The sequence below is a fragment of the Betaproteobacteria bacterium genome (assembly GCA_016709965.1).
GTDB classification, from domain to species: domain Bacteria; phylum Pseudomonadota; class Gammaproteobacteria; order Burkholderiales; family Rhodocyclaceae; genus Azonexus; species Azonexus amarohabitans.
This window is the reverse complement of record JADJLT010000001.1, coordinates 1,012,442-1,031,193: the sequence shown is the minus strand read 5'-3', so window position 1 is coordinate 1,031,193 and position 18,752 is coordinate 1,012,442. Positions and strand designations below refer to the sequence as shown.

The 18,752-nt window shown below is 53.9% G+C and carries 19 protein-coding genes, 1 tRNA gene and 1 pseudogene; 10 read left to right on the top strand and 11 right to left on the bottom strand.

The annotated features are described in order from the left end of the window. Nucleotides 1-180: 180 nt before the first annotated feature. Nucleotides 181-1,038: an HDOD domain-containing protein gene (locus IPJ12_05160; GenBank protein MBK7646557.1), complete on the bottom strand. Its 858-nt coding sequence runs from the start codon at nucleotides 1,036-1,038 to the stop codon at nucleotides 181-183. 118 nt (nucleotides 1,039-1,156) lie between these two features. Between IPJ12_05160 and IPJ12_05155 the strand changes: the two genes are divergently transcribed. Continuing rightward, the gene (locus tag IPJ12_05155; GenBank protein ID MBK7646556.1) at nucleotides 1,157-1,801 is read left to right on the top strand and encodes an MBL fold metallo-hydrolase; all 645 of its coding nucleotides are present in this window, start codon (nucleotides 1,157-1,159) and stop codon (nucleotides 1,799-1,801) included. Here the strand turns inward: IPJ12_05155 and IPJ12_05150 are convergent. Further along, nucleotides 1,798-2,976, bottom strand: a complete 1,179-nt coding sequence (locus tag IPJ12_05150; protein ID MBK7646555.1) for an HDOD domain-containing protein — start codon at nucleotides 2,974-2,976, stop codon at nucleotides 1,798-1,800. The genes IPJ12_05155 and IPJ12_05150 overlap by 4 nt on opposite strands. Before the next feature lie 125 nt (nucleotides 2,977-3,101). On the opposite strand from IPJ12_05150, the gene IPJ12_05145 reads away from it, so the two are divergent. The 6 genes from IPJ12_05145 (at nucleotide 3,102) to IPJ12_05120 (ending at nucleotide 8,550) form a co-directional block, all read left to right on the top strand. Further along, entirely contained in the window at nucleotides 3,102-3,719 is a 618-nt protein-coding gene (locus tag IPJ12_05145; GenBank protein ID MBK7646554.1) for a DNA-3-methyladenine glycosylase 2 family protein, read from the top strand. A gap of 58 nt (nucleotides 3,720-3,777) precedes the next feature. Further along, nucleotides 3,778-4,746, top strand: coding sequence for an acetyl-CoA carboxylase carboxyltransferase subunit alpha (locus tag IPJ12_05140; GenBank protein ID MBK7646553.1), 969 nt, complete (start codon nucleotides 3,778-3,780; stop codon nucleotides 4,744-4,746). Beyond that, the gene (gene tilS, locus IPJ12_05135) at nucleotides 4,715-5,680 is read left to right on the top strand and encodes a tRNA lysidine(34) synthetase TilS (protein MBK7646552.1); all 966 of its coding nucleotides are present in this window, start codon (nucleotides 4,715-4,717) and stop codon (nucleotides 5,678-5,680) included. The genes IPJ12_05140 and tilS overlap by 32 nt, the downstream gene beginning before the upstream one ends. 84 nt (nucleotides 5,681-5,764) lie before the next feature. Then, on the top strand, nucleotides 5,765-6,643 hold the full coding sequence (locus tag IPJ12_05130; protein ID MBK7646551.1) for a 4-hydroxy-tetrahydrodipicolinate synthase: 879 nt from the start codon (nucleotides 5,765-5,767) through the stop codon (nucleotides 6,641-6,643). A 15-nt stretch (nucleotides 6,644-6,658) separates the two neighbouring features. Next, a complete protein-coding gene (gene bamC, locus IPJ12_05125; protein ID MBK7646550.1) occupies nucleotides 6,659-7,786 on the top strand; it encodes an outer membrane protein assembly factor BamC in 1,128 nt (375 codons plus the stop codon). Then, nucleotides 7,786-8,550 carry an MBL fold metallo-hydrolase gene (locus IPJ12_05120; GenBank protein ID MBK7646549.1) on the top strand — a complete coding sequence of 255 codons (765 nt, stop codon included), beginning with the start codon at nucleotides 7,786-7,788 and terminating at the stop codon, nucleotides 8,548-8,550. Before bamC ends, IPJ12_05120 begins: the two co-directional genes overlap by 1 nt. 74 nt (nucleotides 8,551-8,624) lie before the next feature. On the opposite strand, the gene IPJ12_05115 is transcribed toward IPJ12_05120, so the two are convergent. Beyond that, complete coding sequence (locus IPJ12_05115) at nucleotides 8,625-8,960, bottom strand: hypothetical protein (GenBank protein MBK7646548.1); 336 nt, start codon at nucleotides 8,958-8,960, stop codon at nucleotides 8,625-8,627. Between the two features lie 134 nt (nucleotides 8,961-9,094). Further along, the gene (locus IPJ12_05110) at nucleotides 9,095-9,571 is read right to left on the bottom strand and encodes a hypothetical protein (protein ID MBK7646547.1); all 477 of its coding nucleotides are present in this window, start codon (nucleotides 9,569-9,571) and stop codon (nucleotides 9,095-9,097) included. A gap of 50 nt (nucleotides 9,572-9,621) precedes the next feature. On the opposite strand from IPJ12_05110, the gene rlmD reads away from it, so the two are divergent. Then, entirely contained in the window at nucleotides 9,622-10,920 is a 1,299-nt protein-coding gene (gene rlmD / locus IPJ12_05105) for a 23S rRNA (uracil(1939)-C(5))-methyltransferase RlmD (protein MBK7646546.1), read from the top strand. Between the two features lie 68 nt (nucleotides 10,921-10,988). On the opposite strand, the gene IPJ12_05100 is transcribed toward rlmD, so the two are convergent. Continuing rightward, nucleotides 10,989-11,681, bottom strand: a complete 693-nt coding sequence (locus tag IPJ12_05100; GenBank protein MBK7646545.1) for a Bax inhibitor-1/YccA family protein — start codon at nucleotides 11,679-11,681, stop codon at nucleotides 10,989-10,991. Nucleotides 11,682-11,808: 127 nt separating this feature from the next. Between IPJ12_05100 and IPJ12_05095 the strand changes: the two genes are divergently transcribed. Continuing rightward, nucleotides 11,809-11,896: transfer RNA gene (locus IPJ12_05095), tRNA-Ser, on the top strand. A gap of 267 nt (nucleotides 11,897-12,163) precedes the next feature. Here the strand turns inward: IPJ12_05095 and IPJ12_05090 are convergent. The 4 genes and pseudogenes from IPJ12_05090 to IPJ12_05075 form a co-directional block, all read right to left on the bottom strand. Beyond that, nucleotides 12,164-12,770 (bottom strand): annotated as a pseudogene (locus IPJ12_05090) (thermonuclease family protein). Beyond that, nucleotides 12,767-13,081: a DUF805 domain-containing protein gene (locus tag IPJ12_05085; GenBank protein MBK7646544.1), complete on the bottom strand. Its 315-nt coding sequence runs from the start codon at nucleotides 13,079-13,081 to the stop codon at nucleotides 12,767-12,769. Before IPJ12_05085 ends, IPJ12_05090 begins: the two are co-directional and overlap by 4 nt. Nucleotides 13,082-13,272: 191 nt before the next feature. Beyond that, nucleotides 13,273-14,316, bottom strand: coding sequence for an RES family NAD+ phosphorylase (locus IPJ12_05080; protein ID MBK7646543.1), 1,044 nt, complete (start codon nucleotides 14,314-14,316; stop codon nucleotides 13,273-13,275). A 413-nt stretch (nucleotides 14,317-14,729) separates the two neighbouring features. Beyond that, nucleotides 14,730-15,002, bottom strand: coding sequence for a hypothetical protein (locus tag IPJ12_05075; GenBank protein MBK7646542.1), 273 nt, complete (start codon nucleotides 15,000-15,002; stop codon nucleotides 14,730-14,732). Here IPJ12_05075 and tnpB point away from each other — a divergent pair. Beyond that, nucleotides 14,989-15,954: an IS66 family insertion sequence element accessory protein TnpB gene (gene tnpB / locus IPJ12_05070; protein MBK7646541.1), complete on the top strand. Its 966-nt coding sequence runs from the start codon at nucleotides 14,989-14,991 to the stop codon at nucleotides 15,952-15,954. The genes IPJ12_05075 and tnpB overlap by 14 nt on opposite strands. A gap of 115 nt (nucleotides 15,955-16,069) precedes the next feature. Here tnpB and IPJ12_05065 read toward each other — a convergent pair whose 3' ends face one another. Further along, nucleotides 16,070-17,215, bottom strand: coding sequence for a tyrosine-type recombinase/integrase (locus IPJ12_05065; protein MBK7646540.1), 1,146 nt, complete (start codon nucleotides 17,213-17,215; stop codon nucleotides 16,070-16,072). A 310-nt stretch (nucleotides 17,216-17,525) separates the two neighbouring features. Then, nucleotides 17,526-18,674, bottom strand: coding sequence for a patatin-like phospholipase family protein (locus IPJ12_05060; protein MBK7646539.1), 1,149 nt, complete (start codon nucleotides 18,672-18,674; stop codon nucleotides 17,526-17,528). Nucleotides 18,675-18,752: the final 78 nt, after the last annotated feature.

The window sequence follows — 18,752 nt, the reverse complement described above, 5'->3', positions numbered from 1 at the left end:
GGGCTTGCGGTGCGCTCTGCGCATGCCCGAAAAAAATTTCATTTTCGGCTTCATTTTCCGGTTGACCGCAGCAATCGGGTTTTTGCCGAACGGGCCCCGCTACTACGGACAAGTATTCCGTTTCAGACGCAAATGCGTGCTGTCCGAGCCTGGTCCAGGCGGGCGTGACTGCTATGCCAGCTAGCTGACGTCATGCCCATCGGCCTCGCGGGCCGGCACCGCTTCCAGTCCAAGGCGCTGGCGTACGGTTTCCGGTGTGATGTGGAGAAACTCACTGATCGCCGTGTAGTCATCCGGTAGCGCTGCGTCATGCCAGCCGTGCGATGAGTGCCTGGCCAGTTGTACGGCGAGGGCGACATTCCTGACCCGTGGCTGTTCGGCGTTGTGGTCGTCGATCAGCGTTTGCAGCAGCTCGGGCAGATGCCAGACTCGGCACAGTTCGAGCTGAATCTCCTGAAACGTGAAGCCCAGGTGTTTTTTCTGGACGTCTGCGCTGCGTAGTGTCGGATCGGATCTTTGCTGCTCATGAATCGCCAGCCCGAGCCGGGGGGCGGAGCACCAGACAAGAATTTCAGCCAGGTCGTGCAGCAGCGCTGCGATGCGAACTTCTTCCATGTTGATGTCGTGCCGCCAGATCGCCCAGTCCTGCGCGTAGTCGGCGGCCCGCTGGGCGCGGCGAATGATTTGCAATACGCCGAGCAGGGCCGGTGCACCGGCGTCCTTCAATTGGTCTTCAATGGTGAAGAGTTCAGCAAAGTGACGGAAAAAAGGCTCGATACCGGCCATCATGACCGCGCTGGCAATGGTCGTGATGTCGTGTTGCAGGGATCGGCCGCGTATCGGCTGGGTGAAGGCCAGTACGCGGACGGTCATGATCGGGTCCTGCAGGATCAGGTGGGCCAGTTCGCGTGCGTCAACGCGATCAAGGTTGGTGCGCATTTCTTCGATCCGGCGCTTGGTGATGCGAAGGACCGGCAAGCTGTTGTTGCTGAAAAACAAGGCCCACGAATCAATATCTGGCAGCGCATGGTCGAGCATGGGGTTCAGGCTTTCAAAAATGGATCCGATTATTCGGCTCAGTTTAAGGGGGCGCACTGCGCTGGGCAAGGGCGAGGCCGTGCGATAATGAAATCCACTCCATCATTGCTTTCATGCCATGCGCTATATCGTTATCCCGGTTACCCCTTTTGAACAGAACTGCACGATTTTCTGGTGCGAAAAGACCCGTCAGGCAGTGGTCATTGATCCCGGCGGCGATGTCGATCGCATACAACAGGCATTGCGCGATGAAAACCTGACGCTGGCCAAAATACTGGTTACCCATGGCCACATCGATCACGCCGGTGGCGTGGCGGCGTTGGTCGAATCGAGCGGTGTCACCACCATTGAAGGCCCGCACGAAGAAGATCGCTTCTGGATCGACGGTATGCAGCAACAGAGCAAGATGTTCGGATTCCCCAACGTGCGCAGTTTCGAGCCAACGCGCTGGCTTGAAGGCGGTGACACCGTGAGTTTCGGAGATGTCGAATTAGCCGTCTTGCACTGTCCAGGCCACACGCCGGGACACGTCATTTTTTACCATGCGCCCAGCCATCTGGCGCAGGTCGGTGACGTCTTGTTCCAGGGCTCGATTGGACGGACTGATTTCCCGCGCGGCGACCACGAAACCCTGGTTCGCTCAATCAAGGAAAAGCTCTTTCCGCTCGGCGACGAGGTCGAATTCATCCCCGGCCATGGCACGATGTCGACCTTTGGCGAGGAGCGCAAATACAATCCTTTCCTGAGCGGAAGATTCGGCTAATCAGTCTGTGCATGAATCTTGGCGGCCCAGTTGAAGGCTTCCAGTTGGGCGTCGAGATAGACTACGGCATCAATGCCGAGCGCGTTGAATCGCTGCGATGCCGCGCTCAGTTCCCGGCGCTCGGCGGTTGCGATGGCGGCAAGCAGCTTTCCCAACTCGCCACCGTGATCCGCCAGTGCTTTGTGCACAATTTCCGGCAATGGCAATTGTTTGAGAATTTCCGGCATGGGAATGCTGAGCAGCACATCGAGTAACGAGAAGGTGCCGATCATGAAAGCGAGGTCCCCGCTAGCGACCTCGCCATCCGCGGTGCCATCCAGATGCGGTGCCAGCAACTCCAGCAGCCGTCCGCGTGCCGCAGCTTTCTGCAGCAGCGGATTGGGGAGTTGACCATTGTTCGGGTCGGAGTAAACAAGCAGTTGAAGCCACCGTTGTAACTGACGCCGCCCCAGCAGATTAATTGCCTGACTGAAGCTGGCTATGGGGGTGCGAGGAGAAAGTGCGGCTGAATTGACGAGACGAAGCAGGCTGTAAGAGAGCTTTTGCTCTTCGCGGAAAATCGCATCGAGTGCAGCGGTATCCGCATCTTCGACGATCAGGGCCAATAGTTTGAGTAGTTTGAGCCGGGTAATGTCTGCCTTGGTTTGGGCTGGCGATCGAATCTGCAAAAACTCACTGGTAGACAACCCACAGGCGTTGTTGAGCGCCCATTCCCTGTCATTGTGGGTCTGCACATCGATGGATATAAGGTTCGTGCGGCTTGCCAGGCCAATTAGTGTAAAAGGCGGCAGACTGCGAGCGTGGTTGGCGGTTATCAGCAAGTAGTCCCAACTACCGGCGCCAGGCAGCTTGTGGTCAGGTGATGCGAGCAGGCTGACCTTGCGCGCGGCCTTGCGAAATCCGGCTTCAAGCTGCTTCAGGGCATCGATATCCTCGGCCGCAGGACTGTCCGAAAAAAACGGAATCGCACGCGCACCCAGTCGGCTGACCTCGCGCCCGTTGATTTCGGCCGGGAAGAACCAGAGGGCGCGATGATCAAATGCATCGAGCAGGGGCGAGTTATCCAGATTCACCAATATGTCGTGATGGGGAGCCCCGGGGGCAAACTCGACCAGATAACCGGACCAGGCACCAGTGGTGCCGAGGAGTGGGTGAATAAACGCATGGTCCGGCATTGGCATCTGGTGGGCCCTTGGTGAATTTTGACAATGTTATCAAATTGAATGAGAGGCGTCTGCGCCTGATGCCATTGCCGCCTCGCTGTGCTTCGCAGCCTCAAGCATCCCCGTATAATTTGACCATGACTCCCAGCTATTGGAACCAGGCCACTGCCGAACTGGCCAACCATGATCACGTGATGGCCGAGCTTGCCGAACGGTACGCCGGGTTGTCGCTTGTTTCGCGGGGCGATGCCTTTGGAACGCTGGCAAGATCGATTGTCGGCCAACAGATTTCGGTCAAGGCGGCGGATGCGGTGTGGGGGCGTTTCGCTGCACAGGTCGGGACGCTGACCCCCGATCGTGTTGTCGAACTTGGTACGAGTGGATTCGGCGGTTGCGGACTTTCTCGGCGAAAAATTGAATACCTCAGTGATTTGGCTGAGCATTTTTTCAGTGGGCGCCTCGATCCTTCCGCTTGGGCGGGTTTGGACGACGAGTCGATTATTATGGAGTTGACCGCAGTGCGGGGAATCGGCCGATGGACGGCTGAAATGTTCCTGATTTTTCACCAGATGCGGCCAGACATCTTTCCTCTTGACGATATTGGATTGCAGCGTGCTGTCTGCGAGCGATATTTTTCCGGAGAAAAGCAGTCGCGTCGCGCGCTGGCCGAATTTGGCGAACGCTGGCGACCATGGCGTTCTGTCGCGACCTGGTATCTATGGCGCAGCCTTGATCCGTTACCGGTTGAGTACTGAGGCGCTAGCCTTTTAACCTTTGAGGTAAAATGCCGCCAACTTAGAAAATGAGCGATCCATGAAAACAAGTTTCCTCGACTTCGAACAATCCATCGCCGACCTTGAAGCCAAGATCGAAGAACTGCGTTTTGTGCAGGATGATTCTGCAGTAGATATCTCGGAAGAGATCGAGCGGCTGGAGAAGAAGAGTGGCCAGCTGACCAAGGACATCTACGCCAAACTGACCCCCTGGCAAATATCGCAGGTGGCGCGCCACCCGCAGCGTCCCTATACGCTGGACTATCTGTCGCTGATCTTCACTGATTTTGAGGAATTGCATGGTGATCGTGCTTTTGCCGATGATCATGCCATTGTCGGCGGTCTGGCACGGTTCAATGGTCAATCGGTCATGGTGATTGGCCATCAGAAAGGTCGCGATACCAAGGAAAAGATCTACCGAAATTTCGGCATGCCTCGCCCTGAAGGCTACCGCAAGGCTTTGCGACTTATGAAGCTGGCCGAAAAATTCGACATCCCTGTGATGACTTTCGTTGATACCCCTGGTGCCTATCCCGGCATCGATGCCGAGGAGCGGGGGCAGTCCGAGGCTATCGGCCGCAACCTGTATGTGATGGCAGAGCTGAAAGTCCCGGTGATCGTTACCATCATCGGTGAAGGTGGCTCTGGCGGCGCGCTGGCCATTGCTGTCGGCGATACGGTGCAAATGCTGCAGTACTCAACCTATTCCGTTATTTCTCCCGAGGGGTGTGCTTCAATTCTCTGGAAGAGTGCTGACAAGGCGCCGGAGGCCGCGGAAACCATGGGTATTACAGCGCAACGGCTTAAGACACTCGGCTTGATTGACAAGATTGTCAGCGAACCCTTGGGTGGTGCGCATCGAGACCATGCCGCCATGGCACAAAATCTCAAAAAGGTCTTGCAGGATGCGCTGAAGCAGCTTTCTGGTCAGTCGACTGCCGATCTTTTGGCGACCCGCTATGAACGGCTGATGAGCTATGGCCGTTACAAGGAACAGCCTGTCAGCTAATCTGCCGGATCGGGTCGGCGATTTTCTCGCTACCCGTCTGCTTCCCGGCGAGCGCCTTTGGGTTGGCTTGTCTGGCGGATGTGACTCGGTTGTTCTGCTCCATGCGTTGAGCACGCTCGGTCTTGGCGATCGTGCCAGTGCCATGCATGTTCATCATGACCTCTCGCCCAATGCCGATGCATGGGGAGAGTTTTGCTTGGCCTATTGCAAAAGGCTTGGCATTCCTCTGGTTATAAGCTATGTAAAGGTAATGCTCGCGGCCGGGCAAGGGCTTGAAGCGGCCGCCCGCAAGGCGCGTTATGCAGCATTTGCCGAATGTCCTGGGGACTCCCTGTTGCTGGCTCAGCACCGGGGTGACCAAGCCGAAACACTGTTGCTCAACCTGCTTCGGGGGGCGGGGGTGACAGGTGCTGCCGCCATGCCGGCAGAGCGCAAGCTTGGCAAACTTCGCTTGTTACGGCCACTGTTAGATGTTTCACGAGTTGAAATTGAAGCCTACGCACTCGAGAATGGCTTGGACTGGGTAGACGACGAGAGCAATGCAGATATCTCTCTGACCCGAAACTATCTACGTCATGAGGTTTTGCCGGCAATGACCAGGAGGTTCCCGGCAGCAGAGGCCGCGCTGGCTCAGGCGACCGTCAACTTTTCGGAAGCCTCTGGTTTGCTCGATGAGCTTGCCGCGTTTGACTGGAGTCAAGTCGCTGAAGGTAGTGCAGCGCGCTTGGCTGGTCTACGAGAGTTGTCGTTGCCACGCACGAAGAACTTGCTGCGCTATCGATTGCGTATTCTCGGATGGCAAGTGCCGGTGGCGACTCGTCTCGACGAGTTCGTCCGTCAATTGCAGTCGGCCGGCCCTGATCGCCATCCGGAGCTTGTCTTGCCGGATGGGAAGCTGCGTGCAGCGCGCGGCTTGCTGCATTGGTTGTCGTAAAAATAACAAACTGTTACCAAGCGCCTTTCCGCGGCGATTGGCCTTCAGTTACAATCAACGGATTATTTTTTTAACAAACAGGCCATGATTACTGGATCCATTGTCGCCATCGTTACGCCCATGCATGAAGATGGCAGCCTCGATTTGAACTCCCTGCGCAATCTGGTTGATTTTCATGTCCGCGAAGGAACTGACGCCATCGTTGTCGTGGGTACAACAGGCGAATCACCGACGGTTAACGTCGAAGAGCATTGTGAGTTGATCAAGACGACTGTCACCCATGCTGCCGGCCGTATTCCGATCATCGCTGGCACCGGTGCCAACTCGACGACAGAAGCCATTGAGTTGACCGAGTTTGCCCGGAAGGCGGGTGCTGATATGGCGCTTTCCGTTGTGCCCTATTACAACAAGCCGACTCAGGAAGGTCTTTATCGTCATTTCAAGACGATCGCTGAGGCGGTCGAATTGCCGGTACTGCTCTATAACGTACCGGGCCGCACCGTGGCAGACATGTCGAACGACACCATTCTGCGCCTGGCCGAAGTGCCGGGTATCGTGGGGGTCAAGGATGCGACCGGCAACCTTGATCGAGCCTGCGACCTTATTGCGCGTGCCCCGAATGGGTTTGCGTTGTACACCGGCGATGACATGACTGCTGTTGCTTCGATCAGCCTTGGATTTCACGGTGATATTTCAGTGACCGCCAACGTTGCGCCGCGCCTGATGCATGAGATGTGCGTTGCAGCCTCCGCCGGCAATATTGCCAGGGCTCGCGAAATTCACTTCAGGTTGTTGGGTTTGCATCGCGATTTGTTCTGCGAAGCCAATCCGATTCCAGTGAAGTGGGCGGTTCACAAGATGGGCCTGATGCCCAATGGCATCCGCCTTCCGCTCACCACCTTGTCCGAGGGTAACCAGACCCGCGTTCTGGCCGCTATGCACCAGGCTGGCGTTATTGCCTGAACGGAGTAAAAAAACATGAACTCTCGGCTTTCCGGCCTAGCTATATCCTTGCTCGCCATTGCTTTGGCTGGCTGCAGCGTTCTTCCTGACTCCCGCAAGATTGAATACAAGTCTGCAGGCAAGGTGCCTTCGCTCGATATCCCGCCCGACCTGTCGCAAATTACCCGCGATGATCGTTACGTGGTTCCTGACGCTGCAGGCAAGGGCAGCGCGACATTCTCCGCTTATAGCGCCGATCGGACGCCGCAAGCACAGGCGCAAAACTCCGTGGTTTTGCCGCAGGTGGACAAGGTAAGGGTTGAGCGTTCGGGTAATCAGCGTTGGTTGGTGGTCGCCGCGCCTCCCGACAAGTTGTGGGATACCGTCAAGGATTTCTGGCAGGAAACGGGTTTTATCATCTCGCTTGAGCGTCCCGAGGCTGGTGTAATGGAAACCGATTGGGCCGAAAATCGCGCCAAGATCGGTGACGATATTATCCGGAATACGCTCGGTAAATTCCTTGATTCCTTGTACTCAACGGGCGAGCGCGACAAATTCCGTACGCGTTTCGAGCAGGGAGTAACTCCGGGAACGACTGATATTTTTATCAGCCATCGGGCGATGGAGGAGGTTTATACCTCCTCAGCCAAGGATGATACTCGCTGGCAGCCGCGTGCTGCCGACCCGGAACTGGAAGCAGAGATGCTGCGTCGCCTGATGGTAAGGCTTGGTTCTGACGAGAAGCGGGCAGAGGCTTCCGTTGCGTCTGCCAAAGCAGATCCGCGTGCCAAGTTGGCCAAGGCGGATGATGGTACGGGAACGCTGGAGGTTCTGGAGCGTTTCGACCGAGCATGGCGTCGCGTTGGTTTGGCCTTGGACCGTGTTGGTTTCACGGTCGAGGATCGTGATCGTTCGCGCGGTTTGTACTTCGTTCGGTATGTCGATCCTGAGGTGGATAATCGCAAGAAGGACGAGGGCTTGCTGTCCAAGCTGGCATTCTGGAAGAGTGCTGAGCCACCTGCCAGTTCAAAGACCCAGTACCGTATCCATGTCAGTGATGCGGGTGAGCAGAGCGTTGTGCAGGTCCTTTCCAACGAAGGCGGTACCGACAAGTCTGAAACCGCCAAGAGGATTCTTGGATTGCTCCTTCAGCAGTTGCAGTGATTCGTTTTGCCTCGCTCGGTAGCGGCAGTGCGGGTAACGCACTGCTCGTCGAGCACGAGGCAACCTGCCTGATGCTGGATTGTGGCTTCGGGTTACGTGATACCGTAACCCGCTTGTTGCGCCTTGGACGCGCACCATCCGATCTTGCCGGCATTCTGGTCACGCATGAGCATGGCGACCACGTAAATGGTGTTTTCCGCTTGGCGCGAAAGTTCGGTTTGCCGGTCTGGATGACACATGGCACGTGGACTGCATGCAGGGAAGTTGATACCGAACTTGATTTGCGAATCATCGATAGCCACCGTTCGTTTTCCATTGGCCAGCTTGAAATTCAGCCGTTTCCGGTGCCTCACGATGCGCGTGAGCCCGTTCAGTTTGTTTTCTCCATTGGGAAAACCCGCCTCGGCGTGTTAACCGACATTGGCGAACCAACTTTGCATGTCTGCGAGATGCTATCCGGCTGTGCTGGATTGGTTCTGGAATTCAATCATGATGCAGGTATGCTGGAACGGTCGTCTTATCCGTTATCGCTTAAGCGGCGTGTTTCGGGGCGATATGGCCACTTGGAAAATTCCGCCGCAGCCGCTTTGCTTGGCCGAATTGATTGTTCTTCCCTGCAACATCTGGTTGCCGCCCATTTGAGCGCGCGCAATAACCTGCCGGAATTAGCCATAGCTGCAGTGGCGAGGGCGTTGGGGTGTCCCGATGACTGGGTTGGTGTTGCTTCCCCGGATATTGGCTTTGATTGGCGCTGGGTAGCCTAAGAAAGGCCAAGCGACAAGTATTCTGGGCAATAAAAAACGGGGCCGAAGCCCCGTTTTTGTTGAAGCGAGAAGTATTACTTCTTGGCCGCTTCAACAGCAGCCTTGCCAGCGTCCATTGCGCCCTTGCCGGCTTCAACAGCAGCCTTGCCTGCATCCATGGCGGACTTGGCGGCATCGGCAGCAGCGGCTTCAGCAGGCTTGGCGGCTTCAGCAGCAGCAGCCGGAGCGGCAGCTGCCGGAGCAGCGGCTTCTGCTGCCTTGGCAGCTTCAGCAGCAGCCGGAGCAGCGGCTTCAGCCGGCTTGGCGGCTTCAACAGCAGGAGCCGGTGCAGCAGCCGGGGCTTCAGGTTTCTTACCGCAGGCGGTCAGGGCAACTGCAAGCAGGGCAGCAACGAGGATAGACTTATTCATGAGATTTCCTTATCGACAAGAACCAACAAAATCTTAATTTATCGGAGATCAGGAGCTACCTAATCAGACTCCAATTATAACAATAATTTATTTATGTTGGAGAATCTTGGTGCACTGCGCAATGGTCGCGGATATCACAGTCCAAGCGTGACGCTTGATATGCAGTCGCCGCCCTCTAACCAGATTTCCTTGAAACGGCTCAAATAGGGGCGAACTTCATCGGGCTCATCAATGAGCAATTTACTTCGCGGTAGATCCCGCTCAAAGCGAATCAGGGCGTATTTGTCGTCGACAAGGATCATGCTGTCGCGTAAATGGGCGAGATGAGGTGGGGTTTCCTGCGCTTTGGCATGGTGGCCATAGGTGGATAGCAGATTTTGGAATAGAGGAAGCTGTTGGCGAATTGGCGTGGCGTTACGAACGGCAATTTGCAGGACGTCACCGTCTCCGGCCTGCAAGACGCGCTTGATTTGTTCTCTGCGGGAAGTGGATTCGAGTTTCAGCGTACTCAAGTCTTCATCGTAGATAAGTATCTTATGGCTGGCGATCGCCAATAGGCGGTCGATTGCCGTCTGAAAATCTGTCCAGGATGTAATCAGTTCGCGAGCCATGGCGCTTAGTGTAACCGATTGATAAAATTCGTGCTTTTTCGGAGTTGACCGTGCCCGTCGGGATCATAGAATCGTTGGACCATGAGGCGCGGGGAATTACCCGTCTGGATGGTAAGGCCATTTTTGTTGATGGTGCCTTGCCTGGTGAAACCGTCGAGTACGCTAGTTTTCGGAGAAAGTCGAAGTTTGAACTGGCGCATTTGGTGAGGGTAATCAAATCATCGAATGCTCGTATCGAACCTCGTTGCCCGCATTTTGGCGTATGTGGTGGCTGCGCTATGCAACACATGGACCCGTCGGCGCAGGTTGCTGCCAAGCAACGCGTGCTTGAGGATAGTCTTTGGCACATTGGCCGCCTTCGTCCGGAAACGATCTTGCCGCCGATTCAGGGGGAGGCTTGGGGGTATCGCCACCGAGCACGCCTTGCCGTTCGCCGTGTCGCTAAAAGCGGGGGCATGCTGATTGGCTTTCATGAGTGGCGCAGCAGCTACATCGCGGATATTCGGAGTTGTGTCATTTTGCCGTCTCATGTCTCGGCGTTGTTGTTGCCGATGCGTGAACTTTTTGAGGCTTTATCGATAGCCGAGCATATTCGAGACGTTGAAGTTGCTGTAGGTGAGCGTTGCTCAGCACTACTTTTGCGCATTCTTGCGCCGCTGACCAAGGCCGATGAGCGATTACTCCGCGATTTTGCTGAACGTCACGACATTATTTTTTACCTTCAACCTAAAGGGCCGGATACCGTTTATCGCTTCCATCCACAGCCTGGTCCGCGTTTGTCGTATACGCTGCCGGAGTTTGGTCTCGAGCTGGATTTCAAGCCCACCGATTTCACGCAAGTTAATCATTCGGTGAATCGTGTGCTAGTTCGTCGAGCCTTGCGTCTTCTCGATCCTCAGCCGGGTGAGCGGGTTGCCGACATGTTTTGCGGGCTGGGAAATTTCACGTTGCCCATCGCCAGATCCGGGGCAACGGTGATTGGTTTGGAAGGTAGCGCTGGCTTGGTCAAGCGCGGATATGAAAGTGCATTGGCAAACGGGCTGCAGGACCGGGTTGAATTCGGCGTTGCCAATTTGTTCGAATGTACCGAGCAGTCGCTTGCCCGCCTTGGTCGCTTCGACAAGATGCTGATCGACCCGCCGCGTGAGGGGGCAATTGAGTTGGTCAGTGCGCTCGGTAGCGATGCGCCAAGCCGTATTGTCTATGTGTCGTGCAATCCTGGAACGCTGGCTCGCGATGCGGCAGTATTGGTTGCCGAGAAAGGGTATCGCTTTGTATCAGCAGGAGCCGTCAATATGTTCCCGCACACCGCGCACGTGGAGTCGATTGCTCTGTTTGAACGGCCATGAGCAACTTGCATTGGCTCAAGACGTAAAAATGGCGGCCGTGGCCGCCATTTTTTATATCGGAAAGGCGCTTAGTCGCGTTCGCCGGTAAAGGCCATGATCAGTTGCAGCAAGCTGACGAATACGTTGTAAACGTCGAGATAGACCGCAAGGGTTGCGCTGACGTAATTGGTTTCGCCTCCTTGAACGATGCGGCTGATGTCATACAGGATATAGGCCGAAAAGATGCCGACGACAGCGACGGCAACGGTCAGTGACAGTGCAGGAATCTGGAAGAAGATATTGGCGACGCCGGCCAGCAGCACGACGATCATACCGATGAACAGGAACTTGCCCATCCCGGTGAAATCACGCTTGCTGACAGCGGCAACGGTGGACATCACAAAGAAGACAGCACCAGTACCGCCTGCGGCCATGGCGATCATTGAGCCGCCATTGGAGAAACCCAGTGCGACCTGCAGGATGCGCGACAGCATCAGGCCCATGAAGAAGGTAAAGCCGAGCAAGAGTGCCACGCCCAAACCGCTGTCCTTGTTCTTCTCAATGCCCCACATGAAGCCCATGGCAACACCCATGAAGAGCAGGAAGGACATTAGCGGACTACCGGCCATGAAACTGAATTCCATCTGAATGCCGAGTAGAGCGCCCATGACTGTCGGCACCATGGAAAGTGCGAGCAGCATGTAAGTATTACGAAGGACGCGATTTTGTTGAAGTGCGAGTCCGGATGAGCCCTGATTGGCGATCTCGAAATTAGTGTTCATGCGGGAATGTCCCTTGTGTTGTTTCGACAAAGGCTAAGACTAACGGAGGGCGAGCGAAGTTTCAATTATTCGTCAGCAATTCGGGACGATAGCACCGAGTGCGTTTGTGATATTATGCGCGCCCATTGGGTCTGTGGCAGAGCGGTTGAATGCACCGGTCTTGAAAACCGGCGTGGAGAAATCCATCGTGAGTTCGAATCTCACCGGACCCGCCAAGTTATTCTGTTAAGTCATTGATAGTTATGGGTTGTTTCAAATATTGCTTTGTCATACTATCAAATTGACTATCAATTCGTAAGCGGGTTGGAGCGCCAACTGCTTACGGGTTGAGTTTACTAAGTTGGTGATTCGGGCTAGCACCCAGATTCCTGCTTTGCCCTGATTCAAAGGGGTGAAATACGCAATGGTTGCCTTCTTGCTCAGGCTTCATGAGAAACAAACACCCCTAAGGTGTTTTGACCTAGTGGTCAGCAGCGTCTTTCCTATCGGTATTTTTTCGAACCGCCTTCGGTTGGGCAATATTGACCGCCTTTCGGGCCAGTGCAATTTACGCTGATTGAGCATGGACAAGACTGTTCTTGCTGAACGCCATCCTTGGCGTGCCTGAATTCCCACGGTGGAATCGGATTCTTAACTCTCCATAGACCAACTTGTTGCAATCGTGCTTGTTGCTCAGCTTGTGCATACGTTCGTTGGTCTGCAGGTGATTGCTCCTTGCGATATTTCTCGTACCACCAAGCCATGCCTGCCTTGATCTGGGCCAAGTTGGCATCGATGCCATTGACCATCACTTTGCCAACGGTTCTGCCGTAGCGGTCCAGCTTGCTCCATTCGACAACAACATTCTTGTTGAACGATCGAAGCCAGGTTTTGCTTAGATCGCTCACCAAATGGCTGTGCTGTCTCAGGAGCTTTTTCTGAATTAGCCTTCTCAGGCGCATCAATTCCAGCAAGGCGTATCTTGCGCTGCTTGTGGTTGGCGTCGAGGGCAACAATGGTGTCGCCGTCAGTGATCTCGATCACGTAGCCGTTGAGAGTCTCGGCATGCACCGAGAATGCGACAAGGCAAATGGCAATAAATCGGATCAAAATCGATTTGGCTCCTTGCCTTCTTGAGCTGCCCAGTAAATCAAAATGATCCAGCCGATGACAGGGATAAAAAACAGCAGTTGAAACCACCCACTTTTATCGATGTCATGTAGCCGCCGAGCACCCACAGCCAAACTAGGTAACACCACCGCAATGGAGAAAAGTGCAGAAACCTTATCGTTAACGACACTTGTGGCCATTGTTGCCAATAACTCAAACAGGAACCACCACCAGTATTCCGAACGTGAAGCGCGTCCTGTGAAATCGGCATACTTGGAGAAGCATGTTTGAATCGATTCACCGAATGTCATTTTTATGGCCCTAGTGGTTTTCTAGCGATATTTTACCTGTTGACATTCGTTCTGCATAAAACAGATTTTGCAGGAGAACACTCCAAGCATTCGTTAGGACAAGGCTTCAGCAAACGGGTTATGCAAATTGTGAAGTCAGGAGCGCTCAAATTGGAAGGGAGTCTACTGAATATATTCAGTAGATGGGTCTCTCAGCCATTTGCGACCGAATCATATTCGGTCTCTGGGTCAAATAGCTTTTGTGGTGAGTTTCGATAGATAACTTGGTCGACGTAAAAGACTTGGCTGGAGTCCTCAACCCAATAGGCGGAGTCTGATTTAAAGAGGACTATGTTTGTACCGGTGCCAACGGTACTTCTGAAGCCAATCCCATCGAAGCCGATTGCTCGAAAGATCTCTGATAGGAACTGGGTTAGGCTATAAATATGCCTATTGCTTGGAGGTGCTTTCATGGCCAAAGAGTTCTCTGCAGCGATAGCGAGTTCAAGTAGATCCAACCCATGATCCGATTCGTAGAATAGCTCAAGGTTGTGGCTAGATAGATCAGCTATTACTTGATTGTCAGTTAGTGTAAAGCCGCCAACTGAGACAAGATCGCCTGGATGAGGGCGAACTTCAGCCATGGCTGTATCGGGATCGGTCGCCAAGTATAGGAACGAAACACCAGGTCGATTTGCCCGCCCTGCTGTTGCAAACTGGATAGGAGGCGCACCAATTGCAGAACCCTCGTGCGGTGTATAGAAATATGTAGGGTCTGAGGGGAAATTCGAGAAATTTACGGCACGCTTTTCCGCACCTATTCGCGCTCTATACAGAGTCGTACCGGCAGTTATCGTACGAGTTACGTAGGAGCGAAGAGCCTCGAAGTCGTTCTTGTGTTCTGCCTCTACAACAAAGTAGTTATTTGTCCTCAGCTTGCTCTCGATATTGGCAAGCGAAGTCGACTCGCCCCGTGAAACAGCTTGAAAAGGTGTGTGGTTGTAGATGTCACGACCATACGCAGTGAAGAGAGAAATTTGATCGTCGGAGTTGAGCGCCTGTAAAAAAGAAAGCAAAAACTCTTCGTACTCAATCTCATCGAGTTTAGGATTCAGGCGAATGATGGGGTTTTCAATTGAGAGAAGATGTTGAAAACTCTCGCCGCCGAGTCTGCCGTGGTACTCCCACTCTGAGTAGTGATAACGAATCAACGCCTTGATTGCACGAATGAATTTTAGATCGCTGGTATCGATCACTTGTAGTCCAGGCGTCCCGCAAACATTGCATGGAGCATAAATGGAAGATTCTGCGATGAGGCTCTTTAGTAGTAATGCTTTGGCGCATTGAATGCAGAGTGCGTGCATGGCGTTTGGATGGAGAACTCGTAATAGACAAAGAAACTGGCCGATATTTCGATAGCCACTTCATAAGATACTGGGAAACATTCAATTGTACAGATGCTCGTTATTCAAATGCCATTTTTCGAGCAGCGGGTCTCGAAAATTTTTCGAATGACCACAATTAATTGCGGCGTCCTATCCATTTATCTGAGACTAGTGGGAGGCTTAACTCTGAGCTTTAAACTTTACGTCTTCAACCTGATGTTGGGGCCAATCGGACATTTCAACACCTCGACGCACTAGCTCAGAGGCGAACCGCATGCGACATGTCACTTGGAGTTTGCGGGTTGGGCAATTAATTTCCCTCGCTTCTGCTGGTAATCATCTATCGTGGCAAACCAACCGCTTTGCGGCCGATTTAGCCAGTCTTGGCTCACCATCGATTTTGTGGCTTCGATATCCGAAGAGAGTGCTTCTCGCAATGCGGCAACACGAATATCCGAGCGACCGGCTAAATCTAGATTCTCTGCCTCCAAATATGCTCGCGTGAGCAAAGCTAGCGCATAGATTTCCAGCCCGTAGTATTCCTTGGATAAATACACATTCTTCGCAATTGCTCTATGGATGTTAGCTAGCCGTAGTCGAGCAGGGCTATCGACCACACCGCTCGACATGCGGGCAGGGACCGAGACGATCCTGGCCAGGGTCGTCTCGATGTTTGGCGAAGCCCGGCCGCACCACGCCTATCTGTTTGCCAATCGCCGAGCTAACCGGCTCAAGGTGCTGGTCCATGATGGCTACGGCATCTGGCTAGCGAACCGTCGGCTCAATCAGGGGCGATTCTGCTGGCGACATGGCAATACGAGTGTTGAACTGTCCCGGTCGCAGTTTGATGCACTCGTCCTCGGTCTGCCCTGGGAGCGCCTGGCAGACGGCGGTGTAATCCGGATCGTTTGTCCGTCACCGGATGGCTGTCCACTGGCTAAGGGCGGAAATTGCAAACCGTATGGCCGGCTCAACGTCAGCATTGGCGATGATGATCCACTCGGTAGCTTTGTCTTCCGCACTACAGGCTTCAACAGTATCCGTACCTTGGCGGCACGACTGCAGTACTTCCAGGCCATCTCCGGGAATCGTCTCTCCTGTTTGCCGTTGGAATTGCGACTGCGCGGCAAGTCGACACGGCAGAGTCATGGGACACCGATCTATTACGTAGATCTGACGGTTCGAAGCGGTGTAACTCTTGAGGATGCCTTACTCGAGGCTAAGCGGATTGATGGAGCACGTCAGGCTGCTGGTTTTGACCAGGTGGCGCTAGAAGTGGCTGCGCGCCAAGGTCTGAACAATGGTGCCTTTGAGGACAGCGAGGATGAGTCAGGCGATGTCATTGAGGAGTTTTTCCCTGTTGCTATCAAGGAAGAGCGGGATAGTCATAAATCAACAATTGTAACAAATACAAGCAAATGCGATGTAGGAAACTCTTTGATAGAAAAGCTTGAAGGCAAGCAAAGTAAGGGTAAGTTGTCTGAAATTGTACTTAGTCAGCCAGCCTAAAAACTGTTTATTCACGAAAAATATCAACATCGTCAATCGACAAGACATTAGAATAATCGAAAGGCATTGGCTATCAGTTTTGATCGTATCTCGTTACCTATCAATAGGGCAGTGCTTAGGCTCGCTCTACAAGATCCGGCAATTGATGAGCCAGAGCGTGTTCCGCGACTTCTCTTGGGAAAGCTGTTGTTTCAGCAACCCACATCCGGAAAGTGGATCGGAATCCATGTACGGTAATGCCTTCGCCTGTTGCTGCTACCCAGATCGGCTTGACTTCGCCGTTCATCCGTCGAATTACCGCTGTCAGTGACATATCTGAAAGTACCTGTTTTTTTCTGCCAGCGAAAACGAGATCATTTTCTTTTGGGATTAATTCCAGTAATTTTAATGCTGCGTCTGACAAGGGAACCTGATGCTCTCGACGTGCCTTCATACGTGCAGCAGGAATAGTCCAGATACGTTCGGCCAAATCAAATTCAGACCATTGTGCGCCACGTACTTCGCCTGATCGGCACGCGGTTAATACTGCGAACTCGACGGCTTTTGCAGCGCTACCTTCTCGGGCTCTGAGTGCAACCATGAATTTGCCAATGTTCTGCCATGGGAGCGATGGGTGGTGCTTAGTCCTGCTGGATTTGCTAATCGTAGCGAGTAGGTTATCCAGATGGCCTTTCCAGCGAGCTGGATTTTCACCAGTACGATATCCGCTGGTTGTGGCCCATCCCAAGACCGATTCGATGCGACCACGCAATCTTGATGCGGTTTCGGTTTTGTTTTCCCAAATTGGTGCAAGGCATCTGACGACCAGTCCGGTATCGATCGTCGCGACTGGCAAGTGACCAAAGACAGGGCTTGCATAAGTGGCCAATGTGTTTGTCCATTGATCCACGTGCTTTGCATTTTTCCAGCTGGCTCGATGCGCGGCAATATAGGCTTCAGCGCATTGGTCGAACGTCATCATCTTGGCGTTTTCTAAGGCAGCGGCAATGCGACTCTGCTTCTTGGCCGTCAGTGGATTGATCCCATCAACCAGAAGCTTCCTGGCTTCCAGAGCCTTCTGGCGAGCTTCCATTAAACTGATGGTGTGTGTGGGGCCTAAGCCCATTCCATAGGGCTTGCCCTCACGCATGAATCGAAAGAGCCAGCTCTTGGCACCGGTCTTGGTGATCTGGAGTGTCAAGCCGCCACCATCACCGTACAATCCCGGCTTGCTCAGCTTTGTGACCTGAAGTGCGGTTAGTTTTCCAATCTGCCGTGCCATACGTTTTATCTAACTATCAAAATGACTATCAAATTGTAGTCGGATTTGATCGGATTGGATAGTGGTTGTTAGGACAAGCTGTTAAGCTAACTGATTGTTATAACGGCTTTAATTGGACGTCTTCGGACAGCATAGGACATGCTATAAGCGGACACCGGACCCGCCAGAATTGCATGCGGCCCCATTGGGGCCGTTTTTGCTTTTTGGCCAATTTTTCCGGTTGACCGTGGAAGGTCGGGAAACATGGCTCGCTTCCTGATGATTCTTCGAAAAGACTGTGCTGGCCGAATCATTTGATTGCTGAAAGTGATCACAGGCCGAGGAAATCGCCTACTTCAGTCGAGCGCGCCATGGTGTCGGCGTAGCCGAGATCAATCAATGCATTTGTGTAGGGTTTTTCGAAGAGCAGGTAGCTGGTCAGCGTCCCATTTCGGCGGTTCATGCCACCGATCCCGCCGAGCATCGTCCGCATTGCCCAGGGTAGGGCGTTGGCGTTTTCGGCCGCGATGCGCTCCAGGCGCTCCGAGGGGGAAATGATCAAGGACTGGATCGGCCGCAAGGGAATGTCGCTGTGGTTGCGAAGTTCGGGCGGGATGGCGGCGAGCGTTCGGTTGATACGTTGCATCCGCTCAATATCGACCGCCAGGCTGTCGAGAAAGATGCTGGACAGGGCGTGGCCGGCGATTTGTGCCAGCGACGGATGGGTGTCTACTCGGCGCCGTTCCTGATGTTCATTCTTGCGCCCGGCGCCGACGATCAGTACCCGTTCTGCGCCAAGGTGAATTGCCGGGGATATTGGGGCCAATTGACGCATTGAGCCATCGCCGAAGAACTCGCGGTGAATTTTTGTGGCGGGAAAGATGAAGGGTATGGCGCTGGAGGCGAGCAGGTGGTCGACGCCTATCGGCGAGCGAATGCCGATACGCTGGACTCGGCGCCAGGGTTGCGCGGTCGCGTGGCCCTGAAAAAAATTGATGTTGTCACCGGATTCGTAGCCGGAGGCCGAGATGCTCAAGGCATGCAGGGCGCCGCTGGTAATGGAGCGTTCTATGCCGCTGAAGTCGAAATGTTTTTGCAGTACATCGCGTAACGGGGAATTGTCGAGTAGCGAACGTGGCCGGCTTCGAATCAACCAACCCAGCGTCAGCATTGACATCCAGTGTGCCCCGGACTGAGCGATGCCCAACGGATCGGCTCGGTAGATTTGGCCGGCATGCATGTTTCGCCAGAAATTGGCGAGTACAGCGACTGCCTTGCCAAAATTGTCGGCCAGGCAGGCGATGCTGGCTGCGTTGATGGCACCAGCCGAGGTGCCGCAGAGAATAGGAAAAGGATTTTTCCGGTGGTTTGTCGATAGTTTTGAAACGGCGAGCAAAACGCCCACTTGATAAGCGGCGCGTGCGCCGCCTCCGGTGAGTACCAGTGCGGTTTTTGGCCGATTTGTCGGCTGCTGGCTCATGCCAGGGCAACGGCCGTTTGCTGGCGCGTGGCCGTGGACGTGCAGATTTTCCTGATTTTCATCTCCCCCTCCATGATC

Bases quoted from the DNA above. Each gene is read 5' to 3' on its own strand.
- IPJ12_05155 (MBK7646556.1), top strand. From the start codon at position 1,157: ATGCGCTATATCGTTATCCCGGTTACCCCTTTTGAACAGAACTGCACG.
- IPJ12_05115 (MBK7646548.1), bottom strand. From the start codon at position 8,960: ATGAATAAGTCTATCCTCGTTGCTGCCCTGCTTGCAGTTGCCCTGACC.
- IPJ12_05110 (MBK7646547.1), bottom strand. From the start codon at position 9,571: ATGGCTCGCGAACTGATTACATCCTGGACAGATTTTCAGACGGCAATC.
- bamC (MBK7646550.1), top strand. From the start codon at position 6,659: ATGAACTCTCGGCTTTCCGGCCTAGCTATATCCTTGCTCGCCATTGCT.
- IPJ12_05060 (MBK7646539.1), bottom strand. From the start codon at position 18,674: ATGAGCCAGCAGCCGACAAATCGGCCAAAAACCGCACTGGTACTCACC.
- IPJ12_05140 (MBK7646553.1), top strand. From the start codon at position 3,778: ATGAAAACAAGTTTCCTCGACTTCGAACAATCCATCGCCGACCTTGAA.
- IPJ12_05065 (MBK7646540.1), bottom strand. From the start codon at position 17,215: ATGGCACGGCAGATTGGAAAACTAACCGCACTTCAGGTCACAAAGCTG.
- IPJ12_05150 (MBK7646555.1), bottom strand. From the start codon at position 2,976: ATGCCGGACCATGCGTTTATTCACCCACTCCTCGGCACCACTGGTGCC.
- IPJ12_05130 (MBK7646551.1), top strand. From the start codon at position 5,765: ATGATTACTGGATCCATTGTCGCCATCGTTACGCCCATGCATGAAGAT.
- IPJ12_05085 (MBK7646544.1), bottom strand. From the start codon at position 13,081: ATGACATTCGGTGAATCGATTCAAACATGCTTCTCCAAGTATGCCGAT.
- IPJ12_05100 (MBK7646545.1), bottom strand. From the start codon at position 11,681: ATGAACACTAATTTCGAGATCGCCAATCAGGGCTCATCCGGACTCGCA.
- IPJ12_05160 (MBK7646557.1), bottom strand. From the start codon at position 1,038: ATGCTCGACCATGCGCTGCCAGATATTGATTCGTGGGCCTTGTTTTTC.
- IPJ12_05145 (MBK7646554.1), top strand. From the start codon at position 3,102: ATGACTCCCAGCTATTGGAACCAGGCCACTGCCGAACTGGCCAACCAT.
- tilS (MBK7646552.1), top strand. From the start codon at position 4,715: ATGGCCGTTACAAGGAACAGCCTGTCAGCTAATCTGCCGGATCGGGTC.